At 45.7% G+C, this 15,451-nt stretch carries 11 protein-coding genes and 2 rRNA genes; all 13 read left to right on the forward strand.

The window, feature by feature from the left end:
• The first annotated feature begins 178 nt into the window (after positions 1 to 178).
• On the forward strand, positions 179 to 1,768 hold the full coding sequence (locus NSQ57_RS11820; RefSeq protein WP_342426063.1) for an acyl--CoA ligase: 1,590 nt from the start codon (positions 179 to 181) through the stop codon (positions 1,766 to 1,768).
• A 47-nt stretch (positions 1,769 to 1,815) separates the two neighbouring features.
• Positions 1,816 to 3,048, forward strand: a complete 1,233-nt coding sequence (locus NSQ57_RS11825) for an aminopeptidase (protein WP_342426064.1) — start codon at positions 1,816 to 1,818, stop codon at positions 3,046 to 3,048.
• Between the two features lie 227 nt (positions 3,049 to 3,275).
• Positions 3,276 to 3,866: a TetR/AcrR family transcriptional regulator gene (locus NSQ57_RS11830; RefSeq protein ID WP_307354070.1), complete on the forward strand. Its 591-nt coding sequence runs from the start codon at positions 3,276 to 3,278 to the stop codon at positions 3,864 to 3,866.
• Between the two features lie 18 nt (positions 3,867 to 3,884).
• The gene (locus tag NSQ57_RS11835; protein ID WP_342426065.1) at positions 3,885 to 4,511 is read left to right on the forward strand and encodes an HXXEE domain-containing protein; all 627 of its coding nucleotides are present in this window, start codon (positions 3,885 to 3,887) and stop codon (positions 4,509 to 4,511) included.
• A gap of 120 nt (positions 4,512 to 4,631) precedes the next feature.
• Positions 4,632 to 5,333 carry a DUF4309 domain-containing protein gene (locus NSQ57_RS11840; protein ID WP_342426066.1) on the forward strand — a complete coding sequence of 234 codons (702 nt, stop codon included), beginning with the start codon at positions 4,632 to 4,634 and terminating at the stop codon, positions 5,331 to 5,333.
• A gap of 150 nt (positions 5,334 to 5,483) precedes the next feature.
• Positions 5,484 to 6,011 (forward strand): TetR/AcrR family transcriptional regulator, encoded by a 528-nt coding sequence (locus tag NSQ57_RS11845; protein WP_340957715.1) that lies wholly within the window; start codon positions 5,484 to 5,486, stop codon positions 6,009 to 6,011.
• Positions 6,012 to 6,229: 218 nt separating this feature from the next.
• Positions 6,230 to 6,820: a sulfurtransferase TusA family protein gene (locus tag NSQ57_RS11850; protein ID WP_342426067.1), complete on the forward strand. Its 591-nt coding sequence runs from the start codon at positions 6,230 to 6,232 to the stop codon at positions 6,818 to 6,820.
• Positions 6,817 to 7,293 (forward strand): DsrE/DsrF/DrsH-like family protein, encoded by a 477-nt coding sequence (locus tag NSQ57_RS11855; RefSeq protein WP_342426068.1) that lies wholly within the window; start codon positions 6,817 to 6,819, stop codon positions 7,291 to 7,293. The genes NSQ57_RS11850 and NSQ57_RS11855 overlap by 4 nt, the downstream gene beginning before the upstream one ends.
• Before the next feature lie 76 nt (positions 7,294 to 7,369).
• Positions 7,370 to 7,636 (forward strand): metal-sensitive transcriptional regulator, encoded by a 267-nt coding sequence (locus NSQ57_RS11860; protein WP_013310304.1) that lies wholly within the window; start codon positions 7,370 to 7,372, stop codon positions 7,634 to 7,636.
• Positions 7,637 to 7,869: 233 nt separating this feature from the next.
• A complete protein-coding gene (locus NSQ57_RS11865; protein WP_342426069.1) occupies positions 7,870 to 8,550 on the forward strand; it encodes a DUF421 domain-containing protein in 681 nt (226 codons plus the stop codon).
• Positions 8,551 to 8,853: 303 nt separating this feature from the next.
• Entirely contained in the window at positions 8,854 to 10,014 is a 1,161-nt protein-coding gene (locus NSQ57_RS11870; RefSeq protein ID WP_165150849.1) for an aminotransferase class I/II-fold pyridoxal phosphate-dependent enzyme, read from the forward strand.
• A gap of 433 nt (positions 10,015 to 10,447) precedes the next feature.
• Positions 10,448 to 12,003: ribosomal RNA gene (locus tag NSQ57_RS11875) — 16S ribosomal RNA — on the forward strand.
• 403 nt (positions 12,004 to 12,406) lie between these two features.
• Positions 12,407 to 15,354, forward strand: a 23S ribosomal RNA gene (locus NSQ57_RS11880).
• The 16S and 23S rRNA genes sit together here, the layout of an rRNA operon.
• Positions 15,355 to 15,451 lie beyond the last annotated feature (97 nt).

Here is a 15,451-nt window from a genome sequence, read left to right on the forward strand (position 1 = left end):
CAGTGAAGAGAAAGAGTCTGAAATCAGGCTCTTTCTTTTTGTTGTTGGTTTTACCCAATTTATTTTTTTCCAAAAAAATGATTAAAAAATGATTCTGGTATTAGAACCTGGTACTAAGACGTGTTATACTACAGTAAGAAAGTGGATCTCATCTTATGTATAAAGGGGAAGGTATAATTTGACAAATCAACAACAATGGCTTGCGCCTGAATATTACAATATGACTTCGGAAATGGAACGCCATGAGGCTGATAAAACAGCACTTAAGTGGCTGAGTGAGACAGGAGAATACGAAGAAATCACCTATGGAGAGCTGTTGAAAAAGGCTAACCGACTGGCTGGAGGACTCGCAAGTCTGGGATTTAACAAAGGTGACAGAGTTCTGGTCGTAGTACCACGGCGTATTATTGCGTATGTAATTTATTTAGCCTGCTTGAAGCTGGGGCTTGCTGTCATTCCATCTTCAGAAATGCTGCGTGCCAAGGATATTGCATATCGTCTTCGCCATTCTGAAGCACGCGCAGTCATTGCCTGGACCGGAGTAACAGGTGAAGTGGACAAAATAAGCGATGATTTGCCTACTCTGGATTATCGTATCGTGGTCTCCGGGGACGACACGCCAGATGTATCTGGCTGGCTCGTGCTGAATGAGCTGATGGATGGACAGGAAGATACTTTTGAAGCTGTGAAGACGCACCGTGACGACATGGCTATTCTGGCCTATACTTCAGGCACCACAGGAAATCCTAAAGGTGTTGTACATAGCCATGGCTGGGGATATGCTCATCTGCGGATAACATCACCGTGGTTGGATATTCAAGCTTCAGATGTAGTATGGGCTACAGCTGCACCGGGCTGGCAAAAGTGGATTTGGAGTCCGTTTTTATCCGTACTGGGAAATGGAGCGACCGGATTCGTATATAATGGTCCGTTTCGTCCAGGTCGCTATTTGCAGTTCATGCAGCAGTACGGAATCCAAGTGTTGTGCTGTACGCCGACAGAATATCGGATTATGGCGAAAACGGATGGTTTGGATCAATATGATCTATCCCAATTGCGCAGCGCAGTTTCTGCGGGAGAGCCTCTCAATCAGGAGGTCATTAATAAGTTTCAGGAGCAGTTCAATATTACGATTCGTGACGGCTACGGTCAAACAGAGAGCACATTAATTATTGGTAATTTAAAGGATGCACCTCTGCGTACAGGCTCGATGGGCAAATCTATTGCATCGGGACTCGTTGAGGTCGTAGACGAGGATGGCATTCCGCTGGCTCCGGGGCAAGTGGGGGATATTGCGGTGCGTGCCGATCTGCCGGCATTATTCCAAACGTATTACCATGATCCAGAACGCAAATTAACTAGTGTCCACGGAGATTATTTTGTTACGGGAGACCGGGCTCGCAAAGATGAGGATGGATATTTCTGGTTCGAAGGACGTGGGGATGATATCATTATCAGTTCTGGCTATACCATTGGTCCTTTTGAAGTAGAGGAAGCGCTTATGAAGCATGACTCCGTGCAGGAATGTGCTGCCGTAGCCAGCCCTGACGAAATCCGTGGACATGTTGTAAAGGCTTTTGTCGTACTCAAAGCTGGGGTAGAAGGATCACCGGCGTTAGTGAAGGAACTGCAACATCATGTGAAAACATGGACGGCGCCTTATAAATATCCACGAAAAATAGAGTTTATTCAAGAACTCCCTAAAACCAGCTCAGGCAAAATACGAAGAGTGGAGCTGCGTGAACTGGAGAAGCAATCCGTACTGTAGTGATGAAATCATTCAATATAATCAAAACGGAACAGGAGCGTGGAAAAATGAGTACATTTGAATCATTGTTGGAGCAATACGCAGAACTGGTTGTAAGAGTAGGGGTTAACATTCAGCCCGGACAGGTGTTTTTGGTAACTGCACCACTGGAAACTGTTGAGTTTACACGCCTGATTGTCAGCAAAGCCTATGAAGCAGGCGCTAAATATGTACAGGTAGAGTTTGAGGATGATTCCATTACACGTAGTCGTTTTGAACATGGTGACGAAGCCAGCTTTGATTACTACCCTGCTTGGAAGTCAGAAATGATGGAGAAATTTGCCGAAGAGGGTGGAGCCACACTAACGATTAAAGTGCCGAACCCCGATTTATATCAAGGCATTGATCCACAAAAGGTATCTCGTGCGACTAAGGCGGCAGCTACGGCGAGAGAAGGTTTTTCCAAATATACCCGAAATCATAAAATTAGCTGGTGTTTGATTAAAGCGCCGACGAAGGCTTGGGCCGATAAAGTATTTGCAGATGTAGCAGAAGAGGATCGTATACGTGTCATGTGGGATACAATCTTCCAAATGAACCGTGTAGATGGCTCTGATCCTATTCAGAATTGGCAGAAACATTTGAAAAACCTTGAACAGGTACAAGACAAGCTGAATCATAAAAAGTATAAAAGTCTCCACTATCGTGCACCAGGAACAGATTTGCGAATTGAACTGGCTGTCGGGCATATTTGGCGCAGCGGCGGTGGGGAGAACGAGCGCGGAGATTACTTTGTCGCGAATATGCCGACAGAAGAAGTGTTCACGATGCCTAAGCGTACAGGTGTGAATGGTCATGTCACAAGTACCATGCCACTCAATTTAAATGGACAACTGGTGGATCGCATAACGTTTACCTTTAAGGACGGTAAAGTCACTGAATATACAGCAGAATCCGGCGAGCAGCATCTGACTCATTTGCTCGCTACGGATGAAGGGGCCAGCTATTTGGGAGAAGTTGCACTGGTGCCGCACGATTCACCGATCTCCAATCTCAATCGTATTTTTTACAATACAGGTATCGACGAAAATGCCTCCTGTCACTTGGCCCTAGGTAGTGCGTATCCATTTAATATGGAAAATGGGACACAAATGAACCGGGAGGAGCTGCTCCAGAACGGTGCCAATGTCAGTCTGACTCATGTTGACTTCATGATCGGCTCAGCTGAGCTGGATATTGATGGCGAACTGCAAGATGGAAGTAACGAAGCCGTGTTCCGCAAAGGAAATTGGGCTATTTAGTCCTTTTCTCAACCTCAATTCAATCAACCCGCAAACGATCTCATTCGTATGCGGGTTTTTCTATTCCCTAAATCTCAAATCACTCCTTGTTTTGTGAAGTATAAAGTGCTAAACTGAGTTCAAACAGTGATTTAAACAACGTTTTAATTACTGTTTGAAAAATGATTTACATAAATTTCCCTATTTCATTCATCCGTTATGATTGACCAAACAGGAGGAGGAACAACATGAATCACCCAGACAAAAAACAACAAACCAAAGAAAAAATCTTAGACGCTACGCTGGAATTTATTCAAAAGGAAGGTTTTGAGGCGGTTACAATCCGAAAAATTGCCGACCTGTCTGCTACTAATATTTCTTTAGTTAATTATTATTTTGGCTCCAAGGAAAATTTGCTCAGTGAAGCTATTGAAGTGATATTAAATGGCTTTCAACACACCTTTTCTATTTTGGATAATACAGCGATCCCCCCCCAAGATAGACTGAAACAATTTTTACATAACTATTTACAGGTGATTCGTCAATATCCAGAGCTTCTTTCGCGAATTATTGCCATGGGTAGCACGCCCTTCACATCTCAACAGGAATACGGAAGGTTTTTAAACATAATGGGATTTCCAAAGGTTCAGAACACGATCAAGGAGCTGACAGGCGAGCAACAGCCGGAGCGCTTGTTAGCGATGATGCTGCAAATATTCGGAGCTATTTTTCTGCCCGCACTGATGAGTCCGATTCTTGAATCAGGGGCAGTTGTGGAAATACCTTCAATAGAGGAACAATTAAATCTGCTGTTTGAAAGATATTTTGATCAAAAATAAAGCATAGGGGTGACTAATATGAATTATTTGAGAAAATATTGGCAAGATGCAGGGGCTATAATCGGTGTGGTCGTATGTGTTGTTTTGCTTATGAATCAAGCTATCCTTTCGGATATAACAGGCATGTTATGGTTGAGTTTTGTAGCTATATTGTTTCATCAATTTGAGGAGTACCGCTGGCCTGGATATTTTGCTGGTTTATTTAACAACGTTATGTTTAAAAGTGAAGCACCCGATCATTACCCCTTAAACACTCAATCAGCGATGATTATCAATGTGGCAATTGCCTATGTGTTTTACCTGCTCCCCGTATGGTTTCCGCAAGTAATCTGGCTTGGACTCGCACCCGTTTTTATGGGATTCTTTCAGGTCGTATGGCACGGCATCGTTGTCAATATTAAAGCAAAAACCCTATATAATCCTGGCTTGTTTACGGCACTTCTCCTGCATGTTCCAGTCGGAATTTGGTATATACATGCAATAGTACAGCGAGACATCCCAACGGCAATAGACTGGATTGCGGGTACGATCTACTTTGTTTTTGCTGTATACATCTTCATCATTAAAGGGAATATATGGTTGAAGAAGAGTGATTCTCCTTATTCCTTTTCTAAACAACAGCTGGGAGCTTATGATCGTAAATAGGGTATGTTAGAAAATTATCATTGTCCTTGTTTACAATTTGGAAACAAGTAGAGGTATTCCGGAAACGAGGTTCGGTTACACTTGGTTTGTACCCAAGAACAAGGAAAGAGTGATCTTATAATGAAGCATACACATCAATCTTATGATCGTAAAAAGTTGGCTTACAAGCTAATCACAACTAGTGCTTTATTGGCGATAGGTTTTGCTGTGATGACAGGATGCAGCAATAGCGGGGAAGCAAAATCAACTGCTCCTACTAAAGCAGAAACAGTCACATCGCCTGCTAGTTCTACAGATCAAAACACGGATCTCAATACTAATGGGCAAGGCTCAACCTCAACCTCGACCCATCAAGAACCTGCCAATAGTACAGCTACACCTCACAGTAAACACAGCCCTGCAGCCGCTATATTTAGCGCAGCCAAGCAGGGAACCTTACCGAATTTGCCTAAAGGTCTTGGCTTGGGAACTAGCAGCGATCTTTTATTTGAGCTGTGGGGGAAATCCGAGTCTGGTTCTACTGGTCCTATGAGAAGTTACGCTAAGTATCATACAGACATCATGCTGGATGGAAGCGATAAAGTTACAGAAATTACATCTTCCGATCCAGACTATAAAAAGTTGCTTATCAAACAAATTGTTGACGATTTAGGCCAACCTACAGAAACCGTTGATACCTCTAGAGACATACCTGACACAGCAGAAGCTAATTATACGATCAATAACACATCAGGACTTAGTTATAATTTAGTATTTTCCTATCAAACAAAAACGCAAAAGGTCAATTATATCCGATTATATTTTAACTCTAAAACGCCATAATTGGATGTATATAACAGAGTCGTTTCCGTTAGAATTGCGGAGGCGACTTTGTTCAAGCTCATTGCATTTTTAGGGTATGTCGTTTATACTATTTTGTAATTGATTAATCACTAATCAGAAAACTGTGTTAAATAAAAGGATGAAAAAAACATGACTAAAGCTACGTCAACATCTATAAATCGCCAAAAGGAAATCATATCTGCTGCCATTGAAGTGTTTGCTGAGATGGGCTACTACCGAGCTACAACAGCCAAAGTTGCAGAACGGGCCAATATTTCTCAACCCTATGTCTTTCGTTTTTTCGCTACCAAGGAAGCATTGCTTGTTGAAGCCCTGAAGGTTTCATTTACACGTATCATAGATTCTTTTCACAGCGTCATTCATTCGGCCTCATCCGAGCAGCTCGAGCAAGAGCTAATTGCAGCCTATTCGCAAATTATGACGGAATACCGTAATGAAACACTTTTGCAAATGCAGGCGCAGACGATCCGCGAGGATGAGGTTGTAAGCGTGATGCAGCAAGGGTTACGTGAAATTCATACGACGGTGTATGATGCTTTCCGACGGGCAGGTATTGAACAAGCAATGGAAAGAACGATGCTTTTTCTCGCTAGAGGTATGCTGTGTAATATTTCAATGTCGCTGGATTTGCCAGAACTGATGAAAAAAAACGATTAATTTTGGTTTATGTTTATGCATTAGAGTCGCGTTTTTGCGCGGCTTTTTTTGCTTTTAATTTTATTTGTTTAAGACATGGTTTTGTTTGCTTCTGAGAAAAAACGGCCAAATAAGTTGACAAGAGAAGTGAGTATCATTATTCTAATACCTATAGGGGTATATGTATAAAAAATTTTACTAAGCTAAGCCCCCTCAAAAAAACAGACGGAGGTTATAGAATGTCATCAACTAACAATATCCAAGCAGATCATATTCTTGATTGTAAAGGGTTAGCTTGTCCTATGCCTATTGTAAAAGCAAGAAAGGCTATGAATGAGCTCGTTCCCGGAAAGATTATGGAGGTTCAGGCGACTGACAAAGGTTCATTAGCCGATTTTCAGAGCTGGGCTAAAAACACCGGACATCAATATTTGGGCACCCTCCAAGAAGGAGATGTAATGCGACATTATTTACGAAAAGCAAATCCGGCTGAAGTGAAGAAGGAGCAAATATTTTCTTCTACGATAAGTCATGAAGAGCTACAAGCAAAATGTTCTGGAAAAGAGAACTTCATTTTGCTTGATGTTCGTGAACCCGCTGAATTTGCGCTTAAACATATCCCTGGATCTAAGCACATCCCTCTTGGCGAACTGGAGAACAGACTTTCTGAGCTGAACTTGGAAGAAGAGATCGCAGTGATTTGCCAAGCTGGAGCACGCAGTGAAATGGCTTGTCAGTTATTAGTTGCCAAAGGCGCTAAAAAAGTCAAATCTGTGCTTTCAGGCATATCCGAATGGGCTGGAGAAACTAAGGGAAGCGAATCCATATGAGCACACCCAAAACAACGATTGTATTATTCAGCGGGGAGCTGGATAAGGCGATTGCTGCATTCATTATTGCGAATGGAGCGGCAGCATATGATCATGAAGTAACTATTTTCTTTACTTTTTGGGGGCTAAATACGCTGCGCAAGGATGAAATCGTGAGCACCAATAAGGGAATGCTCGAAAAAGCCTTTGGCTGGATCATGCCTCGTGGACCCAAAAAGCTTGCACTATCCAAAATGAATTTTGCCGGACTCGGTCCACAGATGATCAAGCATGTCATGAAAAAGCACAATGCGCTTTCCTTGCCGCAGCTTATAGAGTTGGCACGAGAGCAGGGGATCAAGCTCGTCGCCTGTACCATGACCATGGATTTGTTAGGACTGCAGCAAGAAGAGCTAATCGAAGGTTTGGAATATGCTGGGGTAGCCGCCTACTTGGGGGATGCTTCCCAGGGCAAGGTGAATCTATTTATTTAGGGTATCCTATTTATTTTTTTGGTTTATAATATACCTATACGTGTATATGGTAAGTCAAAAAAGGAGTGCATTACTTATGGATTACAATTACAGTGATGAACTGAAAACGCGCCTGAGGAGGATTGAGGGACAGGTGCGTGGGGTACTTCGTTTAATGGATGAAGGAAAATCGTGCAAAGACGTCGTTAGCCAGTTATCTGCCGTACGTAACGCATCAGATAAAGCGATTGCCCAAATTGTAGCAGAGAATCTGCAACGATGTATATTGGAAGAGCAAGAGGCAGGAGGAGACACGGATAAGCTGGTTAAAGAAGCGATTCAGCTTCTTGTGAAAAGTAGATAATCTGACTTCAGAGTCCAAGCTAGCGGACAATGATGTCACTATGCACAAAATTACGGGAGCTGGCACATTGCCTTTGATTAAGATTATATACTAGCCGTAATTAAAAAGTTCGCTGCCTCTAGTTGGTAGCGGACTTTTTTATTCGGACATTTCAGGAATAATCCTCTGTTTATGCTGAGGTAGGCCGGTGTAAATAACACATAACAAAACAACTTCTTCCGGGAGGCCTATTTATGGAGGTATTTGTTTCGATTGGTGTCAAATTGATCATAAGCTTTTTTGGCTTGTGGATCATTACTTTTATTACAGGGCGGAAAACACTCAGTCAGTTAACACCACTCGATTTCCTAACATCATTGGTGTTAAGCGAAATTGTGGGAAATACGTTATATGACGATAAGGTGACCATTGGGCAGCTTTTGTTTGCTTTGGCACTATGGTGCGCGCTGGCCTACTTTTTTGAAAAAGCGACGACCCATTTTGTGAAATTTGGATATATGGCAGAAGGTCGAACAGTGCTGCTCGTGGATAAAGGGCAGGTTAATCAAGAAATGCTGGAGAAATATGACATAGAATTTACACAGCTACTCTCCATGCTACGCCAGCAAAATATTTTTTCTCTGCGTGAGGTCTGGTACGCTACGTTAGAGACGAACGGCTCCTTGTCAGTCATGCGCAAACCCGAATACGAGCCACCCGCCGCTCAGGATATGGGAATAGATGCACAGCCTGATCTTTTTTCTGTTACTGTCATTGATAAGGGAAGGTTGCTAAATGAATCTATGCGTGGGAAAACAATTGATATTGGAGAGGTTAAGGCTAAGGTGCGAGAGCAGGGATATGATAGTATCGATGAGATTGCCTATGCAGAGTTAAGCGAGGATGGGACACTTCATATCGTGCCAATGAAATAGAAAAAGCATTAAAAATAAGACCATTTTGATAATTAAGCCAAGAAAGAGGAGCAAGGTGAACAGTCAGGGTTGTACTTCCCAGCTCAAACAATGAAATACAGATGATCAACTCTGATACCCGGAGTATATTTTTACTCATTGCTTCCATTCACCCCTCCATATTTATTTCATGCATTTAATTATCATTTTTAGATCCCAGCAATTCTTTAAAAGATTTTTGAAATAACCCTATAGAATATTTGAGTCCCGGATTGAGGAGACTACCTCATGAGTTTGAAATTTTTCAGAAAGTGGTGATCAGATTTGAGTTTCTCGGATGATCAGCTTATCTGTCTCCGATTTGAGGACGAACTAGGGTGTTTTGCTAAGGCTGCTGCTCCTCCTATTTATGAGACTGCTCCATTTTTCTTTGATACTTACGAAGATTATGCTGAAGCGGCTAATAATGAAAAGGAGCATTATGTCTATTCGAGGGGAACCAATCCTACCGTTCAGATTGCAGAGCAAATGATTGCTGCACTGGAAGGTGGGGCGGACTGCAAGTGCTTTGCTTCCGGAATGGCTGCTATCAGTGCGGCTCTAATGTGTAGTTTATCCGCCGGGGACCATCTGATTCTGGTCGGACACATATACGAAACCTCCGTCAGCCTAGCTAAATACTTATCGAAGTTCAATATAAATTATACAATTGTACATTCCATTTCTACGGAAGCAGTTGCTGATGCCATCAACCCGCAGACCCGTGCTATTCTTATGGAGTCTCCTACCTCATTCACATTCGATATGGTAAATATTCAGGAGGTAGCTTCGCTTTCCAAAGCGAAGGGCATCCGCACAATCATAGATAATTCATGGGCTACACCCCTTTTTCAAAAACCATTAGAATGGGGCGTAGATATCGTTGTTCACTCCGCATCCAAGTACTTGGGTGGTCATAATGATTTAATTGCAGGGGCAGTGATCGCTTCTAAAGAGATAATAAATCGTATGTATGCTGAAGAGTATGAGTTGATTGGCGGCTCGTTGGCCCCTTTTGAAGCATGGCTACTCATTCGGGGGCTAAGAACACTCCCGCTCCGAATGGAAGCCCATCAGAGAAATGCTCTGTTGGTTGCTCGTTTTCTATCAGATCATCCGGCCATTTCAAAAGTGAATCATCCCGGACTTCCTTCTCACCCACAACATGAGCTGGCATGTAGGCAACTCAAAGGGTATGCCGGATTATTCAGTTTTGAACTAAAAGATTCGGGTTATGAGGATATATGCAGAGTGATCAATAAACTGCGACTGATTCGGATCGGTGTATCTTGGGGGTCTATGGAGAGCCAGGTGATCTCACCAAACTACGGCTTCAATAAGCAGAGTCTAGAAAAACAACACATGCCCGAATCGCTTATCCGCCTAGCTGTAGGGCATGAGCCTGCTGAACTTCTGATACAGGATTTAGCTACAGCTTTAAGCTAAGCTAACTTTCAGGATTTTATCTAAAAAAGCGGAAGTAGCGGTTCCTCCAATACATAAAGAGCTTCTGCTTTTCTGCTTTATGATGTTTATACCTGATCAACTTTGCACTTGAAGTAGGAGATAAGAGAGTCTCAGTTGTTCCAGGTAAATCACCCCGTGTAGAAATACAAACTAGTAAATTGGGAAATATTACAACTTGCCTGATAGGTATACACGTGATAAATTATATATCCAGCCAGTTAAACGGCTGTTGACTTGATCTTTGAAAACTGAACAACGAGTGAGTACGGATTTTGTTCACAAAATCCAACGCTGAAATTTTGGTACATGCCTTCCAGGCTGTATAAAATGGAAGCAAACAAGAGATATTTTTTATCTCGTCAGTTTCAACATGAGCATATCGCTCTTTCTATAAACCAGCTTCGGTTGGTCTTTAATGGAGAGTTTGATCCTGGCTCAGGACGAACGCTGGCGGCGTGCCTAATACATGCAAGTCGAGCGGGATTGTTTAGAAGCTTGCTTCTAAACAATCTAGCGGCGGACGGGTGAGTAACACGTAGGCAACCTGCCCACAAGACAGGGATAACTACCGGAAACGGTAGCTAATACCCGATACATCCTTTTCCTGCATGGGAGAGGGAGGAAAGACGGAGCAATCTGTCACTTGTGGATGGGCCTGCGGCGCATTAGCTAGTTGGTGGGGTAAAGGCCTACCAAGGCGACGATGCGTAGCCGACCTGAGAGGGTGATCGGCCACACTGGGACTGAGACACGGCCCAGACTCCTACGGGAGGCAGCAGTAGGGAATCTTCCGCAATGGGCGAAAGCCTGACGGAGCAACGCCGCGTGAGTGATGAAGGTTTTCGGATCGTAAAGCTCTGTTGCCAGGGAAGAACGTCTTGTAGAGTAACTGCTACAAGAGTGACGGTACCTGAGAAGAAAGCCCCGGCTAACTACGTGCCAGCAGCCGCGGTAATACGTAGGGGGCAAGCGTTGTCCGGAATTATTGGGCGTAAAGCGCGCGCAGGCGGCTCTTTAAGTCTGGTGTTTAATCCCGAGGCTCAACTTCGGGTCGCACTGGAAACTGGGGAGCTTGAGTGCAGAAGAGGAGAGTGGAATTCCACGTGTAGCGGTGAAATGCGTAGAGATGTGGAGGAACACCAGTGGCGAAGGCGACTCTCTGGGCTGTAACTGACGCTGAGGCGCGAAAGCGTGGGGAGCAAACAGGATTAGATACCCTGGTAGTCCACGCCGTAAACGATGAATGCTAGGTGTTAGGGGTTTCGATACCCTTGGTGCCGAAGTTAACACATTAAGCATTCCGCCTGGGGAGTACGGTCGCAAGACTGAAACTCAAAGGAATTGACGGGGACCCGCACAAGCAGTGGAGTATGTGGTTTAATTCGAAGCAACGCGAAGAACCTTACCAGGTCTTGACATCCCTCTGACCGGTCTAGAGATAGACCTTTCCTTCGGGACAGAGGAGACAGGTGGTGCATGGTTGTCGTCAGCTCGTGTCGTGAGATGTTGGGTTAAGTCCCGCAACGAGCGCAACCCTTATGCTTAGTTGCCAGCAGGTCAAGCTGGGCACTCTAAGCAGACTGCCGGTGACAAACCGGAGGAAGGTGGGGATGACGTCAAATCATCATGCCCCTTATGACCTGGGCTACACACGTACTACAATGGCCGGTACAACGGGAAGCGAAATCGCGAGGTGGAGCCAATCCTAGAAAAGCCGGTCTCAGTTCGGATTGTAGGCTGCAACTCGCCTACATGAAGTCGGAATTGCTAGTAATCGCGGATCAGCATGCCGCGGTGAATACGTTCCCGGGTCTTGTACACACCGCCCGTCACACCACGAGAGTTTACAACACCCGAAGTCGGTGGGGTAACCCGCAAGGGAGCCAGCCGCCGAAGGTGGGGTAGATGATTGGGGTGAAGTCGTAACAAGGTAGCCGTATCGGAAGGTGCGGCTGGATCACCTCCTTTCTATGGAGAATCGTTTCCTGCGATGGAAACATTCAAATTAGCAGGTATAACGTACCTGCGACCGGATATTCAATTCGGTTCATCACATTCGTGTGAATGAAATGAATATCCTGAACTTACTCACTCGTTGCTCAGTTTTGAGAGTTCAAACTCTCAAGCTTCGACGAATACTTCATTCACACATCCGTGTGGAACCGAAATATTCATCGGGTTTCGCTTCGATGAAGCGAATTGCACCTTGAAAACTGGATACCGAAACGAAATTGCGTTTTAGAATATTCCTTTAAGCTGATCTTGTGTAAACAAGTGAAATAAAGGTAGCAGGTAAGGAAAGATCTTTTGCCTTTGGCAAAAATCATTCTTTATCGAACATCGACATTTTCTTTTATCAAAGAAAAGTCTAGGTTAAGCTACAAAGAGCACACGGAGGATGCCTAGGCGCCAGGAGCCGACGAAGGACGTGGCGAACAACGATAAAGCCTCGGGGAGCTGTAAGCAAGCTTTGATCCGGGGATGTCCGAATGGGGAAACCCGGCTGTCTTCATCGACAGTCACTTTCTGCTGAATACATAGGCAGAATAGAGGCAGACCAGGGGAACTGAAACATCTAAGTACCCTGAGGAAGAGAAAACAATAGTGATTCCGTCAGTAGCGGCGAGCGAACGCGGATTAGCCCAAACCAAGGAGCTTGCTCCTTGGGGTTGTGGGACGTCTCACATGGAGTTACAAAGGAACCGGTTAGATGAAGAGGTCTGGAAAGGCCCGCCAGAGAAGGTAAAAGCCCTGTAGTTCAAAACTTGTTCTCTCCGAGACGGATCCCGAGTAGTGCGGGGCACGTGAAACCCCGTATGAATCCGGCAGGACCATCTGCCAAGGCTAAATACTCCCTGGCGACCGATAGTGAAGCAGTACCGTGAGGGAAAGGTGAAAAGCACCCCGGAAGGGGAGTGAAATAGATCCTGAAACCGTGTGCTTACAAGAAGTCAGAGCCCTATGATATTTTCCTTTGGAAAAATCACGGGTGATGGCGTGCCTTTTGTAGAATGAACCGGCGAGTTACGTTCCCGTGCAAGGTTAAGGTGAAGAGCTGAAGCCGCAGCGAAAGCGAGTCTGAATAGGGCGATTTGAGTACGTGGACGTAGACCCGAAACCGGGTGATCTACCCCTGTCCAGGGTGAAGGTGCGGTAACACGCACTGGAGGCCCGAACCCACGCATGTTGAAAAATGCGGGGATGAGGTGGGGGTAGCGGAGAAATTCCAATCGAACCCGGAGATAGCTGGTTCTCCCCGAAATAGCTTTAGGGCTAGCCTCGGAAAGAAGAATCGTGGAGGTAGAGCACTGATTGGGTGCGGGGCCCGCAAGGGTTACCAAGCTCAGTCAAACTCCGAATGCCATAGATTTAGTTCCGGGAGTCAGACAGTGAGTGCTAAGATCCATTGTCGAAAGGGAAACAGCCCAGACCATCAGCTAAGGTCCCCAAGTGTGTGTTAAGTGGGAAAGGATGTGGAGTTGCACAGACAACCAGGATGTTGGCTTAGAAGCAGCCACCATTGAAAGAGTGCGTAATAGCTCACTGGTCGAGTGACTCTGCGCCGAAAATGTAACGGGGCTAAACACACCACCGAAGCTATGGCTTGATGCTTGCATCAGGGGTAGGGGAGCGTTGAATGCGGGTTGAAGGTGTACCGTAAGGAGCGCTGGACTGCATTCAAGTGAGAATGCCGGTATGAGTAACGAAAAGATCTGTGAGAATCAGATCCGCCGAAAGCCTAAGGGTTCCTGAGGAAGGTTCGTCCGCTCAGGGTAAGTCGGGACCTAAGGCGAGGCCGATAGGCGTAGTCGAAGGACAACAGGTCGAAATTCCTGTACCACCGTAATCCGCTATGAGCGATGGGGTGACGCAGTAGGGTAGTGACGCGGACGGATGGATGTCCGTCTAAGCAGTGAGGCTGATGTGTAGGCAAATCCGCACATCGTAAGGCTGGGCTGTGATGGGGAGCGAAAATTATAGTAGCGAAGGTCATGATCTCAGACTGCCAAGAAAAGCCTCTAGCCAGGAGAAGGTGCCCGTACCGCAAACCGACACAGGTAGGCGAGAAGAGAATTCTAAGGCGCGCGGAAGAACTCTCGTTAAGGAACTCGGCAAAATGACCCCGTAACTTCGGGAGAAGGGGTGCCTCGGTAGGGTGAATAGCCCGAGGGGGCCGCAGTGAAAAGGCCCAAGCGACTGTTTAGCAAAAACACAGGTCTGTGCGAAGCCGCAAGGCGAAGTATACGGGCTGACGCCTGCCCGGTGCTGGAAGGTTAAGGGGAGTGGTAAGCCCTTCGGGGCGAAGCTATGAACCGAAGCCCCAGTAAACGGCGGCCGTAACTATAACGGTCCTAAGGTAGCGAAATTCCTTGTCAGGTAAATTCTGACCCGCACGAATGGCGTAACGACTTGGGCGCTGTCTCAACGAGAGATCCGGTGAAATTTTAATACCTGTGAAGATGCAGGTTACCCGCGACAAGACGGAAAGACCCCATGGAGCTTTACTGCAGCTTGATATTGAATTTGGGTACGATCTGTACAGGATAGGTGGGAGCCGTCGAACTTTGAGCGCCAGCTTGAAGGGAGGCATCCTTGGGATACCACCCTGATCGTATCTAGGTTCTAACTTGGTACCGTGAACCGGTGCGAGGACAGTGTCAGGTGGGCAGTTTGACTGGGGCGGTCGCCTCCTAAAGAGTAACGGAGGCGCCCCAAGGTTCCCTCAGAATGGTTGGAAATCATTCGAAGAGTGCAAAGGCAGAAGGGAGCTTGACTGCGAGACCTACAAGTCGAGCAGGGACGAAAGTCGGGCTTAGTGATCCGGTGGTACCGCATGGAAGGGCCATCGCTCAACGGATAAAAGCTACCCTGGGGATAACAGGCTTATCTCCCCCAAGAGTCCACATCGACGGGGAGGTTTGGCACCTCGATGTCGGCTCATCGCATCCTGGGGCTGAAGTAGGTCCCAAGGGTTGGGCTGTTCGCCCATTAAAGCGGTACGCGAGCTGGGTTCAGAACGTCGTGAGACAGTTCGGTCCCTATCTGTCGTGGGCGTAGGAAATTTGAGAGGAGCTGTCCTTAGTACGAGAGGACCGGGATGGACGTACCGCTGGTGTACCAGTTGTTCCGCCAGGAGCACCGCTGGGTAGCTATGTACGGAAGGGATAAGCGCTGAAAGCATCTAAGCGTGAAGCCCCCCTCAAGATGAGATTTCCCAATTAGTAAGACCCCTTGAAGACGACGAGGTAGATAGGTTGGGGGTGGAAGTGCAGTAATGCATGGAGCTGACCAATACTAATCGGTCGAGGGCTTATCCTAAGATAAAACGCAAATGAGTTTCGGATCCAGTTTTCAGGGTGTAACCTTGAACGTATGTACAAGTGACATACGACAAGCGCATGGCTATTCGTTCACA

Source organism: Paenibacillus sp. FSL L8-0502, from assembly GCF_038593055.1.
In the GTDB taxonomy this organism is placed as follows: Bacteria; Bacillota; Bacilli; order Paenibacillales; family Paenibacillaceae; genus Paenibacillus; species Paenibacillus polymyxa_D.

Bases quoted from the DNA above. Each gene is read 5' to 3' on its own strand.
- NSQ57_RS11825 (WP_342426064.1), top strand. From the start codon at position 1,816: ATGAGTACATTTGAATCATTGTTGGAGCAATACGCAGAACTGGTTGTA.
- NSQ57_RS11830 (WP_307354070.1), top strand. From the start codon at position 3,276: ATGAATCACCCAGACAAAAAACAACAAACCAAAGAAAAAATCTTAGAC.
- NSQ57_RS11835 (WP_342426065.1), top strand. From the start codon at position 3,885: ATGAATTATTTGAGAAAATATTGGCAAGATGCAGGGGCTATAATCGGT.
- NSQ57_RS11840 (WP_342426066.1), top strand. From the start codon at position 4,632: ATGAAGCATACACATCAATCTTATGATCGTAAAAAGTTGGCTTACAAG.
- NSQ57_RS11845 (WP_340957715.1), top strand. From the start codon at position 5,484: ATGACTAAAGCTACGTCAACATCTATAAATCGCCAAAAGGAAATCATA.
- NSQ57_RS11850 (WP_342426067.1), top strand. From the start codon at position 6,230: ATGTCATCAACTAACAATATCCAAGCAGATCATATTCTTGATTGTAAA.
- NSQ57_RS11855 (WP_342426068.1), top strand. From the start codon at position 6,817: ATGAGCACACCCAAAACAACGATTGTATTATTCAGCGGGGAGCTGGAT.
- NSQ57_RS11860 (WP_013310304.1), top strand. From the start codon at position 7,370: ATGGATTACAATTACAGTGATGAACTGAAAACGCGCCTGAGGAGGATT.
- NSQ57_RS11865 (WP_342426069.1), top strand. From the start codon at position 7,870: ATGGAGGTATTTGTTTCGATTGGTGTCAAATTGATCATAAGCTTTTTT.